Genomic DNA, 25791 nt, shown 5'->3' on the forward strand with positions numbered 1-25791 from the left:
CCCGCTTACTCAGTAAATAAATGCTGTTTATGTAATTGCATCCATTGTAGCCCAATCACGCTGGCTGCGTTATTAAATTGACCTTGTTCTAACATGGTGATGGCTTGTTCAAATGGCAGTTTGGTTACGCGAATATCTTCGTGTTCTTCGGCAAGGCCTCCAAAATCTGAGGCCTGACTGGCATCGACTTCGGCAATATAAATAGTCAGGCGTTCGTTGGTACCACCCGGGCTCGAATAATAGCTCAACGCTTTTTGTAAGCGCTGGGTGCGTAACCCCGCCTCTTCATATAACTCCCGCGTTGCTACCTCTTCGGCACTTTCGTCAGCATCGAACATACCGGCAACAAACTCAAATAACCAAGGGCCCTGCTGGTTATTCATTGCGCCGACACGAAACTGTTCTAATACGACCAGCTCATCGGTACGCGGATCATAAGGTAACACCACGACAGCATCACCCCGGTCCATAATTTCACGGTCAATAATCGGCGACCAGCCACCACCAAACAGGCGATGTTTTAGCTGATACTTATAAATTGATAAAAAACCCTCGTATAAGGGGGTTACTTTTTCTATTTTTACGTCTTGCTTAGAAAATTTAGGCTTCACAGTCATCCTTATTGTCGCAATTCACGTTCAATTCATCGATTAACATACATTCTGTTACACTTAGGCGTGATCTGAAACCATCTTTCGCTTAAAGTTAAAGCATTCTCAGGTTAAACTAGTATTCATTCAGCTCTGTATGTAAACTATTCGGCCATTGATGGTGACTACTCTTAGGTGAACTAAGAAAATCATCAATCGCTCACATTTAAGCTACGGGACATTACGAACGATGAAAAAGCATTTACTGTCCGCAACTGTCGGTTTGGCGCTTTCCGCAGTTACTTTTACGTCAAGCGCAGACGATTTGGCTCAAATTTATCAATTAGCCGTTAGCAACGACCCGGCGCTACTGCGTGCAGCCGCCGAGCGCGATGCAACGCAAAAAAATGTTGATATCGCTGAGTCCGGTTTCTGGCCACAAGTAACGGGCTCTATTGGTATTAGTGACGCTAAAGCCGACCGTTTTCAACCAGGTCTCGGTGTTTATGAGAGCGAGCAAAATGGTTGGAACGCCGGTATCAATATCAGTCAGAGCGTATTTGACTGGAGTACCTGGAAACAAGCCGACATAGCCGAAAAGCAAGCGTATCGCGCTGAAGTTGCCTACCGTGACGCGGCTCAGGGTCTTATGCTGCGCGTAGTCAATGCCTATTTTGGCGCGCTTCAGGCACAAGATGACCTGGATTTTGCAGAAGCCGAAAAACGTGCGATAGAACGTCAGCTGGAACAAACTAAACAACGCTTCTCGGTTGGTCTGACAGCGATCACTGACGTACACGAAGCCCAAGCTCAGTACGACAGTGCAGTGGCCGCAGAAATACAAGCCCGCAACGCGGTTAAAATTGCCTTCGAAAATATCCGTGAGATTACCGGTCAATACCCGCAAACATTAGCGGGTCTGCAAACTGATGCCTTTGATCCGGTTGAGCCAACCCCAAACGAAGTGCGTGAGTGGGTAACCAAGGCAGAAAACGGTAATTTAAGCTTAATGCAAAGCATGGTTGCGGTAGATATTGCAGAGCAACAGATCAAGCTGGAACAAACCGGCCATTATCCTACCGTCTCGCTGAATGCGAGCTGGGGCACTGATGATAACGAAACCACAGTAAACGGCGACACCACCGATCTGCCACGGCTGGACTCACGGCAAATTGGTTTAAGTGTCGATGTTCCTATTTTCAGTGGCTACCGCACCAGTGCCACTGTGGCACAAGCACGCGACAACTACGTTGCTTCCAGCCAGACCATGGTAGAAACACAACGTACGGTTGAGCGTGAAGTTCGCAATGCCTATTACGATGTGACTGCGTCACTGTCGAGTATTCAGGCATTTGAGCAGGCTGTTACCTCAGCTGAGAGTGCACTTAAAGCGACCGAGGCCGGTTTTGAAGTCGGCACGCGAACCATTGTTGACGTGCTCAACAGTACGCGTAACTTGTTTAATGCTCGCCGTAACCTGGCTGAAGCACGTTATGGTTTCATCCGCCAACGGTTGGCATTAGAACAGTCAATTGGTGATTTAACACCGGAAGATCTGGAAGGCATTAATGCAGCGCTGTCTGAAAATGTTGACGGAACTGCTGCCGAGTAAAATCAAGCGGATAAATTTCGGTTTTTTAGACCTAACAAAACACCGTGAACTCATCGGTTCACGGTGTTTTTTGTTTTTATGCTAGTATGCGACGAATTGTAACGCTGATAACAAGAAAGCGCCGTGATCGAAAAACCTAAATTCCAACTTTACTTTTTACACCCTAAGTTTTGGCTAACCTGGCTAGGGGTGCTATTTTTATACTTGGTTTCATGGCTTCCTTACCGACTGCAGCTGATACTTGGTAAAGGCCTGGGTCGGTTGTTTAAAAAAGCGATGCCGCGACGTGTCAATATAGCCCGCCGGAATTTGCAATTGTGTTTCCCCGACTATAGTGACCAGCAAATCGAAGAACTGGTTAACCGCAATCTGGAAAATACCGGCATTGCTTATTTTGAAATCGGTATCGCCTGGTGGTGGCCTGACTGGCGTATTAAGCGCAAGCTACATGTTCATGGCAAGGAAAATCTGCAACAGGCACAGGCTGGCGGCAAAGGGGTGTTAATGTTGCTGTTCCATTTTTTAAGCCTGGAAGTGCATGCTCGCTTACATGGCTTTGTAAAGCCAGCGGTTGGACTTTACCGTCCTCACAACAACGCGGTTATGGAATTTTTACAAACGCGTGGCCGCGGTCGGTCGAACAAATATATGATCCAACGGCGTGACGTCAAAGGCATGTTACAGGCCATCGCCAATGGCGAGATTGCCGGCTACCTGCCCGATCAGGATTATGGCCGTCGCCGAGTCGAGTTTGTTCCTTTTTTTAACGTGCCCGATGCATCAACAACTACCGGTACGTCGTTATTTGCCAAACACCCGAATTGTAACGTATTAGTCAGCCGCTGTGTGCGACGGAATGATGGCACAGGTTACGATGTATTTTATGAACCTATGTTATTTGACTTCCCCAGCGGGGATGACAAGGCCGATGCTGCGCGCATCAACAAACTCGTCGAGCGGGCAGTTGAACAGGCACCAGAGCAATATCTTTGGGTCCACAGGCGGTTTAAAACCCGCCCGCAGGAAGACATGCAAAGTTATTACAATTAAACGCGGCTATCGGTTTTCTCGAATAAGCGTTGCCAACAGTCAATAACTGCATCACGCTCGGCACTCAAGTCATGGCTAACCAGCGCCTGTTCACCCTGCAACGCCAGGGCATGGCTTTCGCAACGTAAAATCTGGTAGGCATTAATTAAGTTCTGAGCGTCTACGTCGCTGATCAAATGCAGCTGCTGGGCGGTAGTTAAAATACGAATATTATCGCTGTAACGGCACAATTCCGGGTGCTGGTGAGAATGCGCCAGCACCAAGTACTGTGTAATAAACTCGATATCGGCTATTCCGCCGGCGTCTTGTTTGACGTCAAAACGCTGTTGCTGACCGCTACTGAGGTGCGCGCGCATTTTTTTACGCATACTCAGCACGTCTTCCCTCAGCTCCTCCAGATCGCGTTGCCGGCACAACATCGCTTGTCGAATATCTTCAAGCTGTTGGCAAAGTGCCTTATGCCCATAAACGCATCGAGCTCTGACCAGCGCCTGAAACTCCCAGGTCCATGCGTCCTCGCGCAAATACCGCACAAAGGATTCCGCTTGCATTACTAACAAACCCGCTTGCCCTGACGGTCGCAACCTTAAGTCAACGTCATATAATATGCCGGCAACTGTACGGGTGGTAAACAAATGCAAGACGCGTTGTGCCAGGCGTAAATAAAATTGTTGTACGTCAATGGGCTTCGGCCCGTCTGTGGTAGCACTGTAGTCAGCGTCACAAATAAAGACTAAATCCAGATCAGATCCGTAACCGAGTTCTAATCCTCCGAGTTTGCCATAGCCTAGTACTGCAAAACCGGTGTCATCGATAGTGCGCCCCGGCGGCTTACCATGTTTTGCCGTTAACTGCCCCCATGCCATCGCCACAACCTCGGCAATCACGGCCTGAGCCAGATAACTTAAGTGATCGCTAACTTTCATTAGTTCCAGCGCACCACTGATATCAGCTGCCGCTATCTTTAACTGCAAGGCTTGCTTAGCCTGCCGTAGCGCATCCATTTGCCGCTCCAGATCCTGTTCCGGAATTCGCACCAGGTAGTCCCTCAATACCGACGGATACTGGTTTAGCTCGGTTAGTTCATAAAGCTGCTGTGGATCAATCAGCTCATCGAGCAAAATAGGATGCTGAGATAATTGCTCCGACACCCAGGGGCTGGCAGCACACAGCTTGCACAACTGCTCGCGGGCACCGGGATTTTCGGCTAACAACTCAATGTAGGCAGTACGACTCATTATTGCGCGCACCACCGCCAATACCCGGTCAAGCAGGTTTATCGGATGTTGTTGTGACAAAACCTGCCGCAGCAGCTGCGGCATTAAACGCGCCAGCGCGGCGCGCCCCCGAGGGCCCGAGCTGCGTTTGCGGGTTTCCAGCCGAAACTTTTTTACTTGCTGCCACAGCTCAGCAGCACTAACTTCAGTTTCTTGCTGCAAAATCTCAATGGCGGCATCGTCTTCCAGCATATCCTGCCAAAGTACCTGCAGGCCATGCTCCTCTTCATCCTGTTCGGATTCCGAACCGATTACCTGACGAAACTGCGCGTGAATACGCGCCATGACCTCAGTCACTTGATCAACCAAGCTCTGCCATTGTTCAGCGCCATACAAATAGCAGAGCTGCTGCTGTTGTTCCGACGTATCAGGCAACTGCTGTGTCTGCTCGTCGTTTAATTGTTGCAGCCGGTGCTCCAGCACCCGCAAAAACTCATAATCTTCTATAAGTTGTTCAGTCTCCGCATCGTCCATCAGACCAAGTAACCCAATCTGCCCATAGGCGTTGTAAAGTGACTGAGTTTGTAATGTTTTTTCCTGACCACCGCGGATTAGCTGATGCACCTGAGCGATAAATTCCACTTCGCGAATACCACCAGCCCCCAGTTTAATATTGTTTTTAACACCCTGACGCCGGGTTTCCTGGGTAATTAGCAGCTTCATTTTGCGCAGCGCTTCGATCGCACTAAAGTCGATATAGCGGCGATACACAAACGGGCGAATAAGGCTGTAGAACATCGATTGGGCGGCTGGATCTTTATTAATAACTCTGGCCTTAACCATGGCGTAACGCTCCCAGTCCCGCCCCTGCTCCTGATAGTAATGCTCGAGCGCAGCCAGACTACACACCATAGGTCCTGAGCTTCCAAATGGTCTTAAGCGCATGTCAACGCGAAAAACCTGACCGTCAGCTGTCGACTCATCGAGAGCCGCGATAAGTGCTTGCGCCAGGCGCGTAAAATACACGTTATTTTCGAGTGTACGCCGACCACCCTGGGTCTCGCCTTGCTCCGGATAAAAGAAAATCAAGTCAATATCGGAGGAGAAATTAAGCTCGCCGCCGCCGAGCTTTCCCATCCCTAATACTACCAGCGATTGTTTGTCACCGGAGTCCGTGAAAGCTTCGCCATAGCGCGGCTTAAATGACTCATGCAACCAGGTTAACGCTTGCTGAATTGCACTGTCAGCTATAGCCGTGTAGTGAGCCATCGCTGAGCGCACCGAAAGATCACCGGTTACCTCACGCCATAGCAGCGCGGCCATGTGAACATGCCGAAAGCTACGTAACTCACGTTTTAGTTGTTGCTCGTTATCACAATCTGCTAAGCGAACTGCCAATGCGGATTCATAATCATCGACTTTCAATGGGTCAGACTTAGCTTGCAGTAACGCTTGCGGATAACGTTCCAGTACCCGCGCAAAAAAAGAGCTGGCGGCGACTAAGTGACGCAACTCATCTGCGGTATTGCGCGCAAGTGCTGACCAAATTGACTCGTCTACCCGCTCGGTAAATCGTTGCCAAAAACCATCTGTTGTTGCGATAAGTTGCTCGGGTGGAACCTGCGCGAGTCTGTTTTGGGTCATATTAATGCCACTTACTGTTGCCAATACGGCTCACGCTTAAGTGCAGCTTTGCGCGAATATTCAAGCGCTTTTAGTAGCGATTCGCGTTGCACCTGCTGCCATTGAATTAAGCGTTCATCGTTAAATTGCTCACTGTTTTTTACCGTCTCGTGCAAAATGTGGAGCGCTGTGATTTCGCGAATTCCTCTTGCCAGATCCTGCCAGGGAGCGCGGAAACTGTCGCGAATAACGCCCTCAAACAGCTGACCGAAACAAGTCCCCAGCATCAGGCTGTGCTGTAACTTTGGTAGCAGCTTCAGATAGCGTTCCTCGCTCATATCCTCGACTTCTTCAAACGCGCTTTGCACCTCTTGCCAGTCTTCGCGCAGCAGCGAAGAAGCCCAGGGCTCCGCGGGCTGTTCCATAGCTGCAGTTTGCTGCCGCTCAATTAACAAGCGCGAAATATCCAACAACAGCAATTGATAGTCATGTGAGCGCACCTGCTCAATCACCTGCGTTAATTGCACCACTTGCTGCTGGCTGTCCTGCAGCGTTTCGTACAAGCTGTTGTAGCGCTCTAACGCCCGGTGGTAAGCGCCATCCTGCGCGGTCAATTCGGCCAGCCCCTCAAAGCGTTTTAACCAACTAAAGTAATTCATCACCTCATTGATGCGCGCGACTAACGGCTCACAATCAACACCGAGTTTTGCCAGTAGCTCAATAACCGTGCGGCACAAATAAATACCATCGGCCATCCCTTGTGCCGCTCTTACGTTTGCATGCCGCTCCAGACAAGATTCATTGTGTTGCCAGTGTTTCAGACCATATTCTACGGAACGATATAAGGCCTCTCCCAATGAGTGTTCGGGCCTGATATTTACAAAGTGAGTCTGCACAAAAGGTTCCAACACACTGCGTCCGGCCAGTAGATAGCCACGCGCCGCTTTGCTTAACGAACCCATTCTGGCATTGAGTTGTTGCACCAGTTGTTGGCCCAGTTTATAAACGTCAGTTATCTCGCCACCCTGCAATTCAAGTTCAATTTCGGCTAAGGGCTCGGTTTCGCCATTCGCCTCTATTTGACCTAAATCCAAAACACACTCGATATACCCATCACCACTGGGCAGCAAAAAACGATGCCGGGTAAAATCGGTCACAAATAGCTGCTGTAAATCTCGTTGTACGTCATAAACCGGAAAGTCATCAGGCCAGATATCCGCGTCAAACAGCGTTAGATCCGGTGCCATCTCTACCGTCGGCACATTGTATTCGGGTCGCTCATGCATTCCACCTAACACCCGCCCCGCAAGTTTGATCGTCTGCTCGAGTTGATCTGCTGAGCGTCTGATACGTAATCCCATATCGAACTGTCGTAAACGTAAGTCACTGGTATCGTAGTATGCGTTTTCTAAACTAAGCTTTTGATAATCGGCTTGTTTTTGGAACTTTGTAGCGATATCCCGACACACAGTCAAGGCGTTATCCCGCTGAGCCGGGTCAATAACTAACTTTAATTCGAGCTCTTGAGCCGTTGCGTTGGGTGTTTCAGTACACGTTTCGTTTGCCGACATAAATGGATGAATTCCAGTGCTGTAAGGTGTGCTGATAAAGGTATCGAGTTGCTGCCGCCGGGTCAATAAAAAGCACCTTTGCGTTTGCTTGACAGGACCCTGTAAAAGTTGCAACGTGGGCGAGCAAAAAGAACTCTTTACCGGCGCAAAAAGTCATTTATACTTGCGCCCGATTCCCGGCATTGGGGAAGCACGCCGAGCTTCGGCCTGGCTTTACAGGAGATGCTATGTTTAAAGCGAGTGAGGTGCTATCCAAACAGCATCAGGCGGAGGACTTACGTTCCCTGCAGCAAGCGATCACCGATAATTATATCGTTGACGAAGACGCTTACATGCGCGAATTGCTGCCATTGGTCCCTGCTGATGATGAAACGGTTAGCGCAGTTACCGAGCGCGCAGCTAAGTTAGTTGAGCAAGTAAGAGAAAATGCTGACAACGGTGTTGTCGATGCGTTTTTACAGGAGTATAGCTTAGACACAAAAGAAGGCATTATTCTGATGTGTCTGGCGGAAGCCTTGTTGCGTATCCCTGATGGATATACTGCCGATGCACTGATTCAGGACAAACTGTCGGGCGGTGATTGGCAAAAACACATGGGGCAGTCAGCCTCATGGCTGGTTAATTCCGGAACCTGGGCATTAGCGCTGACCAACAGCGTAACTAACCCCACCGGTAAAGCGATGGAAACACCCCGTGGGGCATTCCGGCGCCTGGTTCGTAAGATGGGCAAGCCGGTTATCCGCAAGGCAACCTATGCTGCCATGCAGATTATGGGCAAGCAGTTCGTATTGGGACGCTCCATCGAAGAAGCCCTGAAAGAAAGCCGCGACAACCGCGATAAGGGCTATACCCACGCCTACGATATGTTGGGTGAAGCCGCGTTGACGATGAAAGATGCTGACTATTACAAGCAGCAATACGTCAACTCAATTAAAACTATCACCAAAGAAGAGTTTAACAACCCTGACGCGCCCCGGCCTACTATCTCAATTAAGTTGTCGGCATTGCACCCGCGTTACGAGGCCTCCAATCACGAACGCGTGCTGACCGAGTTGGCGACGACCTTAACCGAGCTGGTAAAGCTGGCAAAAGAGGCTGATGTTGGGGTAACGATCGATGCCGAGGAAGCCGATCGCCACGAACTGTCGCTGGAGCTATTCGAAAAAGTTTACCGCAGCGGCGTATGTAAAGGCTGGCCGCGCTTTGGTTTGGTTGTACAAGCTTACTCGAAGCGTGCATTACCAACGCTTTGCTGGATTTCAGCACTGGCCAAAGAGTGCGGTGACGAAATTCCGGTGCGTCTGGTTAAAGGCGCCTATTGGGATAACGAAATTAAGTGGACACAGGAAAACGGTCTGACCGGCTATCCGGTGTTTACGCGTAAATCGCACAGCGATATTTCTTATCTAGCCTGCGCACGTTATCTGTTAACAGATGATACCGACGGTGCTATCTATCCACAGTTTGCAACCCATAATGCGCAAACCATCGTCGCCATTCAGCACATGAACGAAGCGGCACAGCGACGCATTGAGTTCCAGCGCCTGCACGGTATGGGCGACAACCTTTATGACACCTTGATGGCCCAGGACAGCAATATGGTGGTGCGTATATACGCGCCGGTAGGCCCGCACCGCGACTTGTTACCGTACCTGGTACGCCGACTGTTGGAAAACGGTGCCAACTCGTCCTTCGTACACAAGCTGTTAGATGCTGATACCGATGTTATGGAGCTGGTTAAGCACCCGATGGAAACTGCATCCGGCTATGAAAAATACGCTAACAGCAAAATTTCGCTTCCGACCCAAATTTATGGGGATCGCACAAATTCGTTAGGATTGAATATGAATATTCACTCACAAGCAGATGACTTTATTGCGGCAGTACAGCAATACCGAGACAAACAATGGCAAGGTGGCCCAATCGTTGACGGTAAAACCGTCGAAACTGACCACCATGTCAGTATCACCAGCCCACAAGAAACATCCAAGCAAATTGGTAGTATCTATTGGGGCGACAAACAGTTAGCCGATCAGGCACTAACCAGTGCTAACAAGGCCTATCGTGCCTGGCGCGAGGTTCCGGTAGAAGAGCGCGCAAAGAGCCTTGAGAAGTTTGCTGATTTGATGGAAGCTAACCGCAATGAACTGATTGCAATTTGTTCCCTGGAAGCCGGTAAAGGCCTGCAGGACGGCATTGACGAAGTGCGCGAAGCCGTCGACTTCTGCCGCTATTATGCAAACCAGGCGCGCAAGCTGATGGGTGAGCCGATTCAGCTTCCGGGGCCTACCGGTGAAGACAACGAGCTATTCGTTGAGGGTCGCGGTACCTTTATTTGTATCAGTCCCTGGAACTTCCCGCTGGCGATTTTCGTCGGTCAGATTGCCGCCGCACTGGTCACCGGGAACTCGGTCATTGCTAAGCCTGCGGAACAAACCGGTCTGATCGCTTATCGCGCCGTACAACTGGCGTTAGAGGCTGGCATTCCGGGTAACGTGTTGCACTTTATGCCGGGCAGCGGTGCCGAAGTGGGCAGCTTTCTGACATCACAGGAAGACATTGGTGGTGTTTGCTTTACCGGCTCAACCTACACCGCGCAAGCTATTAACCGGGCGCTGGCAGCCCGTACCGGCCCGATTGTGCCAATCGTTGCCGAAACCGGTGGCCAGAACGCCATGATGGTTGATTCAACAGCCTTGCCTGAGCAAGTGGTTACGGACGTTGTTGCCAGTGCCTTCCAGAGTGCCGGTCAACGCTGTTCAGCATTACGCGTATTATTCGTACAAGAGGACGTAGCAGACCGCGTTATCGACTTGTTGCGTGGCGCTATGGAAGAGTTGTCTGTAGGCGATCCGTTGTTACATGAAACCGATGTTGGCCCGGTTATCGACGGTATAGCGAAGACCAACCTGGAACAACACATTTCGGATATCCAGCAGGCGGGCCGGCTGATTGCCCGGGCACCTATGCCTGATTACACGCTGGGTGGTACCTTCGTGGCACCGACGGCGATCGAAATTGACAGTATTAGCCAATTGGTGAAAGAAAACTTCGGTCCCATCCTGCATGTTATCCGCTACAGCACCGATAACATCGATGAGGTTATCGACAGCATCAATGCCACAGGGTTTGGTTTAACCTTCGGTATTCACAGCCGTAACGAAACCTTTGCCTATGACGTAGCCAGCCGTATCGACGTCGGTAACGTCTATATTAACCGCAACCAAATCGGTGCCATTGTTGGCGTACAACCATTCGGTGGTCGCGGCATGTCAGGTACAGGTCCGAAAGCCGGTGGCCCACACTACCTAACGCGGTTTATTACAGAAAAAACACGTTCTGATAATATTACTGCAGTCGGTGGTAACGCGACGCTGCTTTCTTTGGATGATTAACTATCGACCAATGATTGCAACTAAAAACCGGAGCTTTTGGCTCCGGTTTTTTTATGTCAGTCCGTTAATTGCTGTTGCGTTTGTCCACATTGGCAACATCGCTACCGTCTAACTCAGCCTCGAGTTCAGCATCGTAAACGATAGCGATTTCATAGAGCTTGCCGCTATCTATAAACTGCAGTGCGGCCATATCCTCTTCGTAGCGCATGACTTTGGGAGGCTCCGGCAGTTTGTGGGTGCGGGGCGGTAAAATAAACCGTTTTTCCATTAACTCCCCGTTACTCCAGCGGGCCGCCAACTGCTTAGGCCGAAACTTGATAATAACCGCCGCAACAATTGCCATAGTCGATAACGCACCCACGGCAATGACCCAAATGGGTACCACGCCACCAATATAGATTGCCATCCAAATAGCCAAAAAAAAGCCGCCCCAACCTTGGGGGCGGCGGCTATCACGATAAAACTCTACGTGCTTAGAATTCGTCTTCGTCATGCAGATATAAGCTCTCACTTCCGTCTTTAATTGCAGCAACAAGTGCATTAACACGCGGCAGAATACGGGCAAAATAGAATTTAGCCGTTTTAATTTTGGCGCCAAGATAAGGCTTCTCCGCCTGCTTTTGCTCGGCTACTGTTGCCATTCGCAACCATAAATAAGCATAGCAAACATACCCAACCAAATGCAGATACTCAACCGCAACCGCGCTAATAATATTCTCATCAGCGCCGGCTTTTTGTAACAATTCTGCACTAACACCGTTGAGCGAGTCTAATGCCTGCTGTAACTGAGCGCGTTCGGCATTCCAGTCATGCTTACTACTCATCTGCGCCAGGAACTCGTTAACTTCCTGTGTGAAAGGCTCCAGTAACTTACCCTGCGAACCACACACTTTTCGGCCTAACAAATCAAGTGCCTGGATGCCGTTGGTGCCTTCGTAGATTTGCGCTATACGGGTATCACGAACTAGCTGCTCCTGCCCCCATTCACGCACGTAGCCATGGCCGCCAAATACCTGCTGGCCATGAATGGTCGACTCTAAGCCGGTGTCGGTCAAAAAGGCTTTTGCAACCGGCGTTAGTAACGCCACCATGGCGTCCGCCTGCTGGCGAGTCTGTTCGTCGGCACCGTACTTGGCGCGATCCAACTGCTGTCCGACCCAGGTCGAAAACGCACGGCCGCCCTCAGTCATCGCTTTCATGGTTAACAGCATCCGGCGCACATCGCCATGGACCAATATAGAGTCAGCTTCGGCATTGTTGTCGCGCGTTGCTTTAGCGCCACGACCCTGAATGCGGTCTTTGGCGTACTCCAGTGCATTCTGATACGAACGTTCAGCAGCGCCTAAGCCCTGAATGCCGACGCCCAGACGTTCATAATTCATCATAGTGAACATCGCCGGTAGTCCGCGGTGTGGTTCACCCACCAACCAGCCTTTGGCGCCATCAAAGTTCATCACACAAGTTGCCGATGCATGGATACCCATTTTGTGCTCAATAGAGCCGCAGCTGAGGCTGTTAGCTTCGCCCAGCGAGCCATCGTCATTAGGTATTACCTTCGGTACGACGAATAAAGAAATACCTTTGGTGCCGGCAGGCGCGTCAGGTAACTTGGCTAACACTAAATGCACGATGTTGTCTGTTAGATCGTGTTCCCCGCCGGTAATAAATATTTTGGTTCCGGTAATGGCATAACTACCGTCAGACTCGGGGATAGCTTTTGATTTGATAATACCCAGGTCGGTACCTGCATGGGGTTCGGTAAGGCACATGGTGCCGGTCCACTCACCTGATGCCATTTTCGGCAGGTATAATTGTTTTAACTCGTCGCTGCCGTGCAAGTCCAGCGTCATAATGGCACCCGAGGTCAGCCCCGGATACAATGAAAACGAAATATCTGCACTGCAGAGCATCTCTTCGTACTGCGCAGATAGTGATTTAGGCAGGCCCATGCCGCCGAACTCAGGGTTTGCGGTAACACCAACCCAACCGCCTTCGGCCAATTGCTTAAAGTTTTGCTTAAAGCCATCCGGGGTTGTAACTTTGCCTTCTGTAAACGAAACACCTTGCTCATCCGCTGCGCGCGACAAGGGGGCTATCAGGTTTTCGGCAACTTTCGCTGCTTCATCCAAAATCGCCGTTGCAGTGTCTTCATCCATCATATCGGCTAATTCCTCAGCCTGCTGCCAGTCAGCCGAGACATTAAATACGTCGTGTAAGACGAAGTCCATGTCGTCGCGGGGAGCTCTGTAATCTGCCATAGTTACCTCTTAGCTAAACAGTTATTTCAAACACGCGTTTGATTTCTGTTTGCTAGATTAAGAAGTAAACGGACTAAAGTCAATCGACTTAATGTTATTGACCACTCCAGTCTTGCAACGCTTCAACACTAAAGGCTTTGCCGTCGACAGATAGCACCAGTTGTTGTGGTTCAATTCTTTCGATCCTGACTCCACCAAACTGCTCACCAACGTAAAAGCGTTGTTTATTGAGCTCAACCCAGCGTTGTTGCGCATCAGAAACGTACATATGACCATCATAACTAAACTGCGGCACCTGACGTTTAAATGTTTGCTCAAGTTCATTCAATGGCGGAACGAGGCTACTCGACTGAGCATCACTGTTAGTATTCTCGTAATCGCTGTCAGCGATAGCCTGCTCAAATTTGGCCAACAGCTCCGGCGAGACCTGGTTTAAATCCAGCGGCTCGCGTTGTGAAGGCTGCCGAGCAATTGCTTGTGATTCACTGCTGTCCGCTTCATTAATCACCCGCGCTTCCGTCGACGCGGGCTGTGTCGAGGCTTCCCACTTGATCGCTTCAACGGCTAACGTGCTACCCAACTGGTAGTCACTGTAGCGTTCCGCGGTCGCTTCGGTTGTGGCGATATTATTTTGCGCCAGCGTCGAACTGCGCCATTGCATAACCGATGTTGCTATCAACAGCAGTATAATGACGATGATGACTGTCCAAAGTAGCACCCTGCCCCACGGCTTATTGGTTTCTGACGACAGTAACGCCGGGTCGATATCACTGCGCTGGCTAACTAACGGCGACTGTTGTTGTTTTAATGCCTTTAATAACGACGACATGGGTTATTGACTCCCTAAAGCCTGGTTGTCAGAAAAGTATTGCCCGCTTAACCACGCCAGCGTTACGGCATCGAGTTGTCCTGACACCGGTAAATTTTGTTGCCGTTGCAATTGCATCAGTTGCTGTTGCGAAGACTTTGAGCGCAGCGTTTCGCTTAAATGCTGACTTAACTGTTCCTTCAGCCAGGTTGTTTTCTGTTGGCTGTCCATAGCAGCGCGCAAAAATGGATGCCGATATAGCAACAACGTTTCGCCTGTCCAGCCCTGCGTGTCAACGTTAGCGTTTGGTTCAACCAGCAAAGGCTCTGCCTGTTGGCGAAATATTATGGCCGGGTAACCGATGCTGCGAAGTTGCGACATACTTAAAGGTCCGCTCACGCATGCCAGCTGGTACTGTTGCACCCAGTCACAGAAAACGGCATCCGCCGGCGGCTGCGGTAACTCCCATGCGCGGGCCAATTGTTTCGCGGCCGAATAATCATTACTAACCAGAGCCGGTTGCTCGGCGTGTTGTACCGCGTTTAATTCGCTGTCAGCACCCGCTGAATCTGCTATAAACAATCCCAAATTAACCACAACTAATAGGCTGACAGTTACCACTGCGGCAGCAAGCCAGGGCATACCACGTTTTGCTTTTTGCCCCCCTGGGCCGGTCAGTTCAGCTGCAGCCACTTTGATATGCTGTGGGTTAACTTGCGCACTCTGGTCAGTGTAGGCTGCCAGCAACGCGCGGTCGCAGACCAGATTGAGTAGCCGTGGAACTCCCTGCGTGGCTCGATGAGCGGCGACACAGGCTGCATGACTAAACAACGCCCGGTTGGCACCGGCAATTTGCAGTCGATAAGCGATATAGCGCGCGGTGTCCTGTTCGGTCAATGGTAAAATATGGTAGCGTGCCGTAATACGCTGCGCCAATTGCCGTAATTCCCGGCGGCGCAACAGTTCTTGTAATTCCGGCTGTCCTATTAGGATAACACGCAGCAATTTACTCTGGTGGGTTTCTAAATTGGTTAGTAACCGCAGCTGTTCCAACACCTGGGGTTTTAAATGCTGGGCTTCGTCAATCAAGACTAAACATTGTTCGCCTTGTTCGTGCGCCTTAAGCAAAAAACTACTGAGCTTGTCGGTGAGTGCTTTTCGTGTGGCGCTACGTTTTTGATAGCGAATGCCAAATTCGTCACAAAGCGTTGCTAATAATTCGTCTTCGCTTAACATCGGATTAAGAATAAAGGCAGTACGCGTGGTATCCGGTAATTGTTCCAGCAGAGCTCGCGATACCGTGGTCTTGCCGGTACCAACTTCTCCGGTCAGCAGAATAAAGCCACCGCTGCCTTCTAAGCCGTGAGTTAAGTGCGCAAGCGCCTCTTGGTGGCGCTCACTTAGGTAAAGGTAATGCGGGTCGGGCGCGATAGAGAAAGGCGCCTCGTTTAAGCCATAAAAATTTTGATACATAGTTGGCACTGGGTTATCGGCAATTTTCTATGCCAGTGTAACGAGTCACTTGCAGTTGGGCTAGTGATTAGACAAGATCAAACAAAAAACTGAGGAATTGTAGTGAAAACCTATTTAGTCGGCGGCGCCGTGCGCGATAAATTACTGGGTCTTACCCCCCATGAGCATGACTGGGTGGTGGTTGGAGCGACCGTAGAAGAAATGCAAGCGCTTGGCTATGAGCAGGTTGGCAAAGATTTCCCGGTGTTTTTACACCCTCAGACCAAGGATGAATACGCGCTGGCAAGAACTGAGCGAAAATCCGGCCGCGGCTATACAGGTTTTAGTGTCAGTTTCGATCCCGGCGTAACGCTGGAACAAGATTTATTGCGCCGCGACCTCACCATCAACGCCATTGCAGAAACACCCGAGGGAGAGCTAATTGACCCTGTTGCGGGCCAGCAGGACATTCAACAGCGCATACTACGCCATGTGTCTGACGCCTTTGTAGAAGATCCCTTGAGGGTGTTACGCATTGCGCGGTTTCTGGCGCGGTTTTCGCACTTGGGTTTTACCATCGCAGCCGAGACTCGGCAGTTACTGGAAAACATGGCTGCTACTGGCGAACTCACTGACCTTACCCCCGAACGTGTTTGGAAAGAGTGGCAGAAGTCACTGGATACGCAATCGCCGCACAAATTTCTTGAACTGCTACAGCAGCTGAATGCCACCCCGCAAGTACTCGATGGCTTGCTAGTCAACACGCAGGTACTGGACTGTATTCGGCGAGTCGCTGAGCAGACGGAAACTACCGAGCTTCGGTTTGCTGCGGTCTTTGTAATGCAACCACCGACTTTTAAATTGGCTGAGTTTTGTCGTCAATTAGCTATTCCAAACCGTTTTTATGATGTCGCACAGTTAGCGCTGCAGCAACAACAGCTTATTTTACAACAAGCAAAACTCTCGCATCCGCAATTGTTTGAGTTGTTGCAGGCAATTGATTATTGGCGCCGTCCGCGGCGGTTAACAGAGTTCCTCTGTTTGAGGCGTGTTCTAGGACATACGCAGCAGGACAGCAACGCCATTGAAAACGCTGCGGCCGCCGCTAAACAAGTCAACGCAAAGCAGTTAGTTGCTGACGGTTTAAAAGGGCCGGAGGTAGGCCAGGCTCTGGCGCAAAGGCGACAAGCTATCTTTTTTGAGCACCTACCAGATAATTAAATGCAGCCCCAGCGTTAAGCCGATTTAAAAAGGTAGCCAGCGCTCTTCTGATAACGGCTGCAACCATTGTTCGTGATTAGCCTGGTGCTGTTGTTGGTAAGCCTGCCAAAGTTGCTGATAAGACTCGCCGCAGATCGGATGCACTCGATCCGGTGCAATTTCGGCTAACGGCCTAAGCACAAACGCATTATGCAGGATTTCAGCGCGCGGTAATTGCGGACTGCGCTCATGGCAGAGTTCGCCGTACAGCAACAGATCGATATCCAGCGTACGAGGACTATATTTAGGGCTGTGCTCGGAGCGTCCGTGGTCCTGTTCGATTTGCTTGCAGCGCTGCTGCACCTGCTGCACACTTAAGTGGGTTTGTACTTCTACCACCAGGTTATAAAAGTTGCTGCCGTCAAAACCTACCGCACGGCTCTCGTAAACCTGGGAACGCTGCAGCCATTGAAAGTGTTCTGCAATATCGATTATGCCCGCTAAAATGTGTTTTTCGCGTTCGATATTCGAGCCTAAGCCCAAAAATACACTCACCATAATACGTTTTAACCAAACGCGCTGTCGAACCGCGAACGCCTAATCGTAACCGCCACGTTGTCGGCGGCAGGAACCGCATCGGGTTTACTCACTTTTACCTTAATATCACTAACGGAGAACTGCTCAAGCACGAGCTGCGCAACGCCTTCAGCCACGGTCTCGATCAGTTGTCGAGGTTGTTGTGTAACCCATGCCACAATTGCTTCACTTACCCTGGCATAATCGACAGCCTGGGCTATATCGTCGGTTTTAGCCGCGGCCTGAATATCCCAACCCATATCGACATCAATGCGGAGCTGTTGAGTCTGCTGCTGCTCCCAGTCATAAACGCCAATGAACGTGTCTATTATTAACCCTTCAATACTGATCCAGTCTAGATCGGAGATCGCCATCTAAATCCACCATTGGTATTTCAGCTAAAAAGCGCTTATTCTAGGAGGCGCTATATTCATTGCAGTCTACACCAAACATACAGAGAATCGTACCCTATGACCGCACTGACACTTCTGATGATTATAACCGCGTACCTGTTAGGTTCCATCAGCAGTGCCGTCCTCATCTGTAAACTATGGGGTTTGCCGGATCCCCGGCGCGACGGCTCTGGTAATCCCGGTGCAACCAATGTCTATCGTATTGGCGGCAAACTGCCGGCCTTCCTGACCTTATGGTTTGATGTGCTTAAAGGCATGGTTCCGGTATGGGCGTCATATTTTTTCGGTATCGAACCATTTTTCCTTGGCCTAATCGCCGTTGCCGCCTGCCTTGGTCACATTTTTCCGCTGTACTTTAATTTTCGCGGTGGTAAAGCCGTCGCAACTGCCCTGGGCGCAATGTTCCCGGTTGCGTGGGAGATGGCACTGCTACTTATTGCGACCTGGTTGTTGGTATTTAGGATAAGCCGTGTATCGTCACTTGCCGCGCTTGTTACCGTAAGTCTGGCGCCGTTCTATGCGTTTTGGATAAAGCCTCAGTATACCGTACCGGTCATCATGATTTCGGTACTCATCGTCTGGCGTCATCAGGCCAACATCGTGCGCTTGGGCAGCGGGCAGGAATCATCATTCCGGCGCCGCGACCAAAAATAGGCTTATGCAGGCATCGGTTTTAAATCCGTCATCGGCCAGCGCGGATAGGTTTTTATAGCTAGTGGCTGAGACTCACCCGCCTGCAGGCGCAGCGCGCCAGCCAGAGCAATCATTGCGCCATTATCAGTACAGAATTCTGTGCGTGGGTAAAAAACCTCGCCGTTGATTTTATCGGCCAGCGCTGCCAGTTGTTCTCGTAAATGTCGGTTTGCGCTGACTCCTCCGGCAATAACCAAACGTTTGTAGCCTGTTTGTTGCAATGCACGTTTACACTTGATAACTAGCGTATCAACCACCGCATCTTCAAACGCGCGGGCGATATCTGCCCGGGTCTGTTCATCATTATCGTGACTCGCCAGCGTATTGGCGGTAAATGTTTTTAAGCCACTAAAAGAAAAGTCCAGGCCCGGGCGATCAGTCATTGGACGAGGGAACTTAAATCGATCACTGCGCCCCTGTTCGGCTAATTTTGCTAAGCGTGGTCCACCCGGGTAATCCAGCCCCATCAGTTTTGCGGTTTTATCAAAAGCTTCCCCCGCTGCGTCATCCACCGATTCACCCAACAGTTCATAATCACCAATAGCTTTAACCTGTACCAACTGGGTATGTCCGCCAGAAACCAGTAACGCAACAAACGGAAACTGCGGTTGGTTTTCTTCCAACATCGGCGCCAGCAGATGGCCTTCCATATGATGCACACCAACTGCCGGCAGCTTCCAGCCATAGGCCAGACTGCGGCCAATACAACTACCAACCAGCAGCGCGCCAACCAAACCCGGACCCTGGGTAAACGCCACACCATCAAGATCGGCAGGTTGTAGTTGCGCCTGTTCCAGTGCGGCATTAATCAGCGGCAGGGTTTTACGCACATGGTCGCGTGAGGCTAGTTCCGGCACGACACCGCCATAGTCGGCATGTAGCTTAACTTGCGAATAGAGTTGATGTGCCAACAATCCCTGTTGGGTGTCGTAAATAGCAATGCCTGTCTCATCACAGGAGGTTTCGATACCGAGTACCCGCATAACGTCCGCCGCTTCTGTTTCAATAAACGTGTGTTCAATAAACTCGTCAGGGCGACAGTTTACCGTATTTTTTATCGCCATTGGCGTGAATTTATGTCAATTTAAGCCAAACAATAATAACCACAGGACAACTTCGATGATGCAGAATATCAACGCAGGCAAGCGACTTAAACAACTGGCAATTGCGAGTGCTGTCGCTCTATCTTTGGCGGCATGCCAGACGGTTGACTCATCCAGCCAGCAGACCCAAGCGCCGGCATTTGCGTTCCAGCAAGCCTCGGTGACCGAGCTACAAACCGCCATGCAGCAGGGCCAGTTAACCGCCGAACAACTGGTGGCGTATTATCTTCAGCAAATCGAACAACACAATACCCAGGGAGCAGAATTACGTGCGGTTATTAGTTTGTCGGAAAATGCCCTTAGCGACGCTCGCCGCCTCGATGCTGAGCGGGCGCAGGGCGAAATGCGCGGCCCCTTGCACGGCATTCCGGTATTATTAAAAGATAATATTGATACGGCCGATGGCCTGGCTAATACAGCCGGCTCGGTGTTATTCGCTAATAACTTCCCTGCCGACGATGCATTTTTAGTTAACGAACTGCGCGAAGAAGGTGCCATCATTCTTGGCAAAGCCAACCTCAGTGAGTGGGCAAACTTTCGTTCAACCCGGTCCAGCTCGGGCTGGAGTGGTATGGGCGGGCAAGCCCTCAACCCATATGATCGCAGTCGCTCTACCTGTGGTTCCAGCGCAGGCTCAGCCAGTGCCGTAGCTGCTGATTTCACCGCACTCTCGGTTGGTACAGAAACCGATGGTTCATTGGTTTGCCCTGCCGCCATTAACGGCATTGTTACCATTAAACCGACGTTGGGGTTAATTAGCCGCGACGGTATTATTCCAATCGCGCACAGCCAGGATACCGCTGGCCCCATGGCACGGACGGTAACCGGTGCAACCCTAATGCTGCAGGCCATGGCAGAGCACGATGCCAATGATAATGCCGGCTATCGCGACGACACTGATTTTGCACAGCACCTTAAAACTGATGGCTTACAAGGCAAGCGTATCGGCGTAGTCCGTAACTTAATGGGCTACAATGAACTACTCGATGAACAGTTTGATCAACAGCTCGAGGTTTTGCGAGCTCAGGGCGCAGAAGTCGTTGATGTTACCATGCCAACTTACGGCGAGTACGGTGGTGATGAGTTTACGGTACTGCTGTACGAATTTAAGTACGACATGGAAAAATACCTCGCGACTACCGAGTTACCCTACCAAACCATGGACGATCTTATTGATGCCAATAACGCGGCGGCCGACCAGGAACTCATCTACTTTGGTCAGGAGCTATTCCAAATGGCGGCAGCTAAGTCAGAAGACGATAAGGATGACTACTTAAAGGCGCTGGAAAACAGTAAGCGTTTAGCCGGCGAAGAAGGCATTGATGCGATGCTTAAGGAGCATGAGCTGAACTTATTAATTGCACCTACAACCTCGCCGTCGTGGAAGATTGATCGCGTTAACGGCGATAATTACTCCGGTTCAGCAAGCTCGCCGGCGGCAGTTGCCGGTTACCCACATATCACTGTCCCTATGGGCTACATACAAATCGGCGAAGAGCCCGCATTACCGGTGGGATTAAGCTTTTTCAGCACCGCTAAAGCAGAGCCGGTTTTAATCGAAGCGGCGTTTGCTTACGAACAGGCGACAAAACATCGCAAAGCACCGCAATTTGACTAACTAATCGGTTAAGCCAACGCTCTGCTCGACTAACGCCCGGCCATCAACGTCACGCAGTGATAAGATGAGCTCGGGCGTATCTTGCCAGCGTACTTCTATTTGCCCATAGCGGGCTTGTTCAAGTGCGTCACCATGGCGTTGTTCGAACCGATAAGGCGCCTCGCTGGCGGATGACAAATAACCTGAAGTCACCTGCCACAATGAGTAACTTAAAACATCATCGATTTTTGCCAGTTCGCCGAAGCCCCGATCACCCGTTGCCAGCACCAGCCCCTGCGGCTGCAACTGTTGTAACATTTCTACCAGCCGCTGTTGTTCTGTCGCATACATCGCCCAACTGTCATACCCATTTAGCGGCGCAAAAAATGGCGTTGCGCTCATTAAAACCCGAACCTCGGCCGGCTCTTGCAGCTGTTCGGCTAACCATTGCCATTGCGCATCCCCTAACAGATTTGCCGACGGATTAGGCAGGTAGGGACCTTGCTCACTATCCAGCGCACGCGTTAATCGTTCTACCCATCCAACCCGGGTTAATGGGTCCCGATTCCAACGACCGTCCAGCATAATCACCTGCACCCGTTGCGGAGCTTCTCCGAATACCACCGCCTTGGCAATGCCGTGTTCCTGAAACATTCGCGGAGAACTTATTGGTTCCCGCCAAAAGGTCAAAAAATGATTGCGTACTGCGTACTTTAATGGGTTATTCGTGCCTGCCTGGCCATCAATTGCATAGTCTGTGCGATTCCACATCGACATAACTGCCGATTGTCGGCGCAATACTTTGGGGCCACGAAAACGATTCAGCACGTCATAGGCCTCCAGCATATCGTCCATGTCACCGGCATCAACATCAACGGTATTGCCTAAAAACACGAATACTTCCGGGTCAGCTAAATTCAACGCATCAAATACATCTTGTCGCTCGCTGTGGTCCATACAACAACCAAAGGCAACCCGTGTGGATTGCTGCGCCAACGCAGGAGCAACCGCAACGAGCAGTGTAATAACGACATAAATCAGCTTTGCCAACGGCATTAAAAATCCTCTTTATTAACCGCGCAACGGCGCGCCTCTTCTCTTTCTATATCGCCCCGGGCTACTAATTTCTTTAATGCCTGGTCGAGTGTTTGCATACCGCGTTCACCGCCGGTTTGGATTGCTGAATACATTTGCGCGACTTTATCTTCCCGGATCAGGTTTTTGATCGCCGAGTTGCTTAGCATAATTTCGTGCGCGGCAACACGCCCCCCTCCGATGCGCTTAAGCAGGGTTTGCGATATCACGGCCCGCAACGACTCGGATAACATGGAACGAACCATCGGTTTATCATCGCCGGGGAAGACATCAATAATGCGGTCGATTGTTTTCGGCGCCGACGTAGTATGCAACGTACCCAACACCAGATGGCCGGTTTCAGCGGCTGTCATTGCCAGGCGAATGGTTTCCAGATCGCGCATTTCGCCGACTAATATGACATCCGGATCTTCCCGCAGCGCAGAGCGCAATGCCGCCTCAAAGGATCGCGTATCGCGATGCACTTCTCGCTGGCTGACCAGACTTTTTTGATTGTCATGCACAAACTCTATCGGGTCTTCGATGGTTAAGATATGTTGCGAGCGCGAACGGTTAATGTAATCGACCATCGCCGCCAGCGTAGTTGATTTACCTGATCCCGTTGGCCCTGTAACCAGCACCAACCCGCGTGGAGCATCGACAATGTCTTTAAATATCGCCGGCGCATCGAGCTCGTCTAAGGTCGTCACTTTATTCGGAATCATCCTGAATGCCGCGGCAATACCTTTACGCTGTGTGAATACGTTAACCCGAAAGCGGGCTATGCCTTCTAAGGTGAAAGAAAAGTCGCATTCAAACCGTTGTTCGTATTCCTCTTGTTGCGGTTTTGCCATGATCTCATACAGCATTGCTTTGAGCTCATCAGCCTGGTGCACGGGTTGATTTAATGGTCGAATGTCGCCATCTACACGTATCATAGGCACACTGCCCGCGGATAAATGTAAATCTGACGCAGATTGTTTCATACTGAAGGCAAGTAAATCAGTGACATTCATAGTTAGGCCCGAGTTTAAAGGATGATTAATGTGACTAAGGTAGCAGAAATCGATGCCGAAACCCTAGCAAAAAACCTGCATCAAACCCGACAACAACTGGCTGAATTTTCGGAAGAAAGTGCCTACAAGCAGTCAGTAAATCTAATCGCCGTCAGTAAAAAGCATCCGCCACAAGCGGTTGTAGCCGCAGCCGACGCAGGGCAACGTGAGTTTGCTGAGAACTATGTGCAGGAGGGCATCGATAAAATACATGCAGTCGATAACCCTGACCTTATTTGGCACTTTATTGGTCCTTTGCAATCAAACAAAACAAAAGATGTCGCGGCACACTTTGACTGGGTTCAAAGTGTTGAAAGAGAAAAAATAGCCCGCCGCCTTAATGACCAGCGTCCGCAACAACTGGAACCGTTAAATATTTTATTGCAGGTTAACATCGATGACGATGACAATAAGTCAGGGCTTACGCCCGAGCAAGTGCCGACTTTAGCTGCCTTCGTTGCAGGTTGCGACCGGCTTAGTTTGCGTGGTTTGATGACGATCCTTAAAGCTGACACCAGCACTGAACAGCAAAGACAAAGTTTCGCAAAAATGCGAACTCTGTTTGAACAACTGCAAAGCCAATACGGCGAAAACATCGATACGCTATCCATGGGTATGAGCGGGGACATGCGACAAGCGGTACTCGAGGGTGCTAACATGGTACGTATTGGAACAGCAATTTTTGGACAACGGGAGTGATAATGAACGATATCCGTAACATCGCCTTTATCGGCGCAGGTAATATGACACAAAGTATTGTCGGTGGTATGTGTAAAAGTGGCTACCCCGCAGACAAGGTATGGGTCAGTAATCCTAGCGCCGGCAAACTTGAAAAAATGAAAGCGGAATTGGGCGTTAATACCAGCCACGACAATCTTGAAGTTGTTAATGCGGCAGACGCTATCGTGTTATCTGTTAAGCCACAATTAATGGCAGACGTTTGTGCCCACTTAAAAGAACATGTGGATAACCTCAGCGATAAACTGATTATTACTATTGCCGCAGGCATTCGTATGCCTAAGTACAAACAATACCTGGGTGATGACATTAACATCATTCGTGTTATGCCAAATACTCCGTCGTTGGTCGGCCAGGGGATGTCCGGGTTGGTCGCTGATGACGGTGTCAATGAACAGGACAAAAACTACGTAACCGAAGCCTTCAATGGCGTCGGCGATACGCTGTGGGTTGAGGACGAAGATCAGCTCGACATATTAGGCGCAGTTGCCGGCAGTGGACCTGCTTACTTTTTTGAGTTTATGGATAGCCTGGCTAAAGGTGCGGTTGAACTTGGCTTCGACCCCGAGAAAGCCCGTGCGATGGTACAGCAAACCTGTTTAGGTGCTGCACAAATGGCAAAAGAAAGTGATTTATCACTGGAAGATTTGCGCAAGCAGGTCACCAGTAAAGGCGGCTCTACCGCGAAAGGCGTCGAAGTCTATCAAGAGCGCGACCTGCATGGTATTTCTGCAGATGCTGTAAAAGCTGCCGTAAACCGTAACCAGGAAATGGCGAAACTGTTCTAGGAGCCGATATGAACAACGCTTTGACGTTTTTAGTGGCGACACTGATCGATCTGTATCTGATCGTCGTGTTGTTGCGCGTTTGGATGCAATTGGTTAAGGCGGATTATTTTAATCCGGTCAGCCAGTTTGTGGTAAAAGCCACACAGCCAGTGGTTGGCGTGCTGCGCAAGATTATTCCGGCAGCCGGACGGCTGGATACGGCCAGTCTGGTATTTGCTATCCTAATTGGCATGCTTAAAGCAGCAGCATTAAGTAGTCTCAACGGCTACGGCTTCGCTATTGTGCCAGTGGTTATTACCGGGGTCTTGTTTACACTCAGCAGCCTGCTGTCGATGCTATTCTGGATCCTTATTATTCGCGCAATTCTCAGTTGGTTCTCGCAGGGCTACAATCCGATGGAAGCGATGCTGCATCAGTTAACAGAGCCCATGCTTGCACCTGTGCGCCGCATTGTGCCACCCATCGGCGGGCTCGACTTGTCAGTGCTTATTGTCATTATCGCACTACAGTTTTTGCGCCTGTTAATCGGTGTATAAGGACTAACTATGCGAGTGCTCACTTATACGTTAACCGCAGTATTATTAACTCTGATGGCCACTTTTGCTCAAGCTGAGCAAAAGCAAAGCGTCGGTGACTGGGAGGTGCATTACAGCGCCTTTAATTCCACCTTTCTGACGCCACAAATCGCCGCTCAATACGATATAACCCGCAGTGAAAAACGCGGGTTAATCAACATTGCGATATTAGATGCTGAAACGCAAAAAGCGCTGAAAGCATTACCTAAAGGGTATGTTAGTAACCCCCGCGGTGGCGTGCAGTCATTGGAGTTTAAGCAAATCGTTGAAGGTGACTCTGTTTATTACTTAGCCAGCTTTTTGTTTGGTGACGAAGAAATCATGAAATTCAATATTAATATTCCAAACAGTAAAGCCTCTGGCGAGCCATTAGTATTTGAGCAAAAATTTTACCAAGAGTGAG

Annotated in this window: 22 protein-coding genes; 10 read left to right on the top strand and 12 right to left on the bottom strand. The window is 50.2% G+C overall.

Features of this window, described 5'->3' with window-relative positions; all coding sequences use genetic code 11:
- Nucleotides 1–5: 5 nt before the first annotated feature.
- Nucleotides 6–617 carry an NUDIX domain-containing protein gene (locus DEU29_RS07120; protein WP_133539559.1) on the bottom strand — a complete coding sequence of 204 codons (612 nt, stop codon included), beginning with the start codon at nt 615–617 and terminating at the stop codon, nt 6–8.
- A 223-nt stretch (nt 618–840) separates the two neighbouring features.
- Between DEU29_RS07120 and tolC the strand changes: the two genes are divergently transcribed.
- Nucleotides 841–2202, top strand: a complete 1362-nt coding sequence (gene tolC / locus DEU29_RS07125; protein WP_133539560.1) for an outer membrane channel protein TolC — start codon at nt 841–843, stop codon at nt 2200–2202.
- Nucleotides 2203–2325: 123 nt separating this feature from the next.
- Nucleotides 2326–3252: an LpxL/LpxP family Kdo(2)-lipid IV(A) lauroyl/palmitoleoyl acyltransferase gene (lpxL, locus tag DEU29_RS07130; protein ID WP_133539561.1), complete on the top strand. Its 927-nt coding sequence runs from the start codon at nt 2326–2328 to the stop codon at nt 3250–3252.
- Here lpxL and glnE read toward each other — a convergent pair.
- Together glnE and DEU29_RS07140 are read right to left on the bottom strand one after the other, a co-directional pair.
- A complete protein-coding gene (gene glnE / locus DEU29_RS07135) occupies nt 3249–6113 on the bottom strand; it encodes a bifunctional [glutamate--ammonia ligase]-adenylyl-L-tyrosine phosphorylase/[glutamate--ammonia-ligase] adenylyltransferase (protein WP_133539562.1) in 2865 nt (954 codons plus the stop codon). The two genes, lpxL and glnE, sit on opposite strands and share 4 nt — an antisense overlap.
- Before the next feature lie 11 nt (nt 6114–6124).
- Complete coding sequence (locus tag DEU29_RS07140; RefSeq protein WP_243734507.1) at nt 6125–7729, bottom strand: inorganic triphosphatase; 1605 nt, start codon at nt 7727–7729, stop codon at nt 6125–6127.
- 161 nt (nt 7730–7890) lie between these two features.
- Here DEU29_RS07140 and putA point away from each other — a divergent pair, with 161 nt between their 5' ends.
- A complete protein-coding gene (gene putA, locus DEU29_RS07145) occupies nt 7891–11058 on the top strand; it encodes a bifunctional proline dehydrogenase/L-glutamate gamma-semialdehyde dehydrogenase PutA (protein ID WP_133539563.1) in 3168 nt (1055 codons plus the stop codon).
- 64 nt (nt 11059–11122) lie between these two features.
- On the opposite strand, the gene DEU29_RS07150 is transcribed toward putA, so the two are convergent.
- From DEU29_RS07150 to DEU29_RS07165, 4 genes are all read right to left on the bottom strand, one after another.
- Nucleotides 11123–11551 (bottom strand): hypothetical protein, encoded by a 429-nt coding sequence (locus DEU29_RS07150; RefSeq protein ID WP_133539564.1) that lies wholly within the window; start codon nt 11549–11551, stop codon nt 11123–11125.
- A complete protein-coding gene (locus DEU29_RS07155; protein ID WP_133539565.1) occupies nt 11532–13316 on the bottom strand; it encodes an acyl-CoA dehydrogenase C-terminal domain-containing protein in 1785 nt (594 codons plus the stop codon). The genes DEU29_RS07150 and DEU29_RS07155 overlap by 20 nt, the downstream gene beginning before the upstream one ends.
- Before the next feature lie 94 nt (nt 13317–13410).
- Complete coding sequence (locus DEU29_RS07160; RefSeq protein ID WP_133539567.1) at nt 13411–14145, bottom strand: general secretion pathway protein GspB; 735 nt, start codon at nt 14143–14145, stop codon at nt 13411–13413.
- A 3-nt stretch (nt 14146–14148) separates the two neighbouring features.
- Nucleotides 14149–15597 carry an ExeA family protein gene (locus DEU29_RS07165; protein ID WP_133539569.1) on the bottom strand — a complete coding sequence of 483 codons (1449 nt, stop codon included), beginning with the start codon at nt 15595–15597 and terminating at the stop codon, nt 14149–14151.
- Between the two features lie 102 nt (nt 15598–15699).
- On the opposite strand from DEU29_RS07165, the gene DEU29_RS14185 reads away from it, so the two are divergent.
- Nucleotides 15700–16797: a multifunctional CCA tRNA nucleotidyl transferase/2'3'-cyclic phosphodiesterase/2'nucleotidase/phosphatase gene (locus tag DEU29_RS14185; protein WP_133539571.1), complete on the top strand. Its 1098-nt coding sequence runs from the start codon at nt 15700–15702 to the stop codon at nt 16795–16797.
- Nucleotides 16798–16821: 24 nt separating this feature from the next.
- Here the strand turns inward: DEU29_RS14185 and folK are convergent, their stop codons facing one another.
- Together folK and folB are read right to left on the bottom strand one after the other, a co-directional pair.
- Complete coding sequence (gene folK, locus DEU29_RS07175; protein WP_133539575.1) at nt 16822–17334, bottom strand: 2-amino-4-hydroxy-6-hydroxymethyldihydropteridine diphosphokinase; 513 nt, start codon at nt 17332–17334, stop codon at nt 16822–16824.
- A gap of 8 nt (nt 17335–17342) precedes the next feature.
- Nucleotides 17343–17726 (bottom strand): dihydroneopterin aldolase, encoded by a 384-nt coding sequence (folB, locus tag DEU29_RS07180; protein WP_133539577.1) that lies wholly within the window; start codon nt 17724–17726, stop codon nt 17343–17345.
- Between the two features lie 96 nt (nt 17727–17822).
- On the opposite strand from folB, the gene plsY reads away from it, so the two are divergent.
- Nucleotides 17823–18419 (top strand): glycerol-3-phosphate 1-O-acyltransferase PlsY, encoded by a 597-nt coding sequence (gene plsY, locus DEU29_RS07185; protein WP_133539579.1) that lies wholly within the window; start codon nt 17823–17825, stop codon nt 18417–18419.
- 2 nt (nt 18420–18421) lie between these two features.
- On the opposite strand, the gene tsaD is transcribed toward plsY, so the two are convergent.
- On the bottom strand, nt 18422–19441 hold the full coding sequence (tsaD, locus tag DEU29_RS07190) for a tRNA (adenosine(37)-N6)-threonylcarbamoyltransferase complex transferase subunit TsaD (RefSeq protein ID WP_133539648.1): 1020 nt from the start codon (nt 19439–19441) through the stop codon (nt 18422–18424).
- Between the two features lie 136 nt (nt 19442–19577).
- Here tsaD and DEU29_RS07195 point away from each other — a divergent pair, with 136 nt between their 5' ends.
- On the top strand, nt 19578–21179 hold the full coding sequence (locus tag DEU29_RS07195) for an amidase (protein WP_243734508.1): 1602 nt from the start codon (nt 19578–19580) through the stop codon (nt 21177–21179).
- On the opposite strand, the gene DEU29_RS07200 is transcribed toward DEU29_RS07195, so the two are convergent.
- Both DEU29_RS07200 and DEU29_RS07205 read right to left on the bottom strand, forming a co-directional pair.
- On the bottom strand, nt 21180–22214 hold the full coding sequence (locus DEU29_RS07200) for an alkaline phosphatase D family protein (protein WP_133539581.1): 1035 nt from the start codon (nt 22212–22214) through the stop codon (nt 21180–21182).
- Entirely contained in the window at nt 22214–23248 is a 1035-nt protein-coding gene (locus DEU29_RS07205; RefSeq protein ID WP_133539583.1) for a type IV pilus twitching motility protein PilT, read from the bottom strand. The genes DEU29_RS07200 and DEU29_RS07205 overlap by 1 nt, the downstream gene beginning before the upstream one ends.
- A gap of 21 nt (nt 23249–23269) precedes the next feature.
- Here DEU29_RS07205 and DEU29_RS07210 point away from each other — a divergent pair, with 21 nt between their 5' ends.
- Genes DEU29_RS07210 through DEU29_RS07225 form a run of 4 tightly spaced genes read left to right on the top strand, consistent with a single transcriptional unit; the run spans nt 23270 to nt 25790 of the window.
- Nucleotides 23270–23986 (top strand): YggS family pyridoxal phosphate-dependent enzyme, encoded by a 717-nt coding sequence (locus DEU29_RS07210; RefSeq protein ID WP_133539585.1) that lies wholly within the window; start codon nt 23270–23272, stop codon nt 23984–23986.
- A gap of 2 nt (nt 23987–23988) precedes the next feature.
- Nucleotides 23989–24813: a pyrroline-5-carboxylate reductase gene (proC, locus tag DEU29_RS07215; protein WP_133539586.1), complete on the top strand. Its 825-nt coding sequence runs from the start codon at nt 23989–23991 to the stop codon at nt 24811–24813.
- 8 nt (nt 24814–24821) lie between these two features.
- Nucleotides 24822–25349 carry a YggT family protein gene (locus tag DEU29_RS07220; RefSeq protein WP_133539588.1) on the top strand — a complete coding sequence of 176 codons (528 nt, stop codon included), beginning with the start codon at nt 24822–24824 and terminating at the stop codon, nt 25347–25349.
- Nucleotides 25350–25358: 9 nt separating this feature from the next.
- Entirely contained in the window at nt 25359–25790 is a 432-nt protein-coding gene (locus DEU29_RS07225) for a DUF4426 domain-containing protein (protein ID WP_133539590.1), read from the top strand.
- Nucleotide 25791: the final 1 nt, after the last annotated feature.

Origin of the sequence: Idiomarina aquatica (assembly GCF_004362895.1) — a bacterium.
Lineage (GTDB): Bacteria > Pseudomonadota > Gammaproteobacteria > Enterobacterales > Alteromonadaceae > Idiomarina.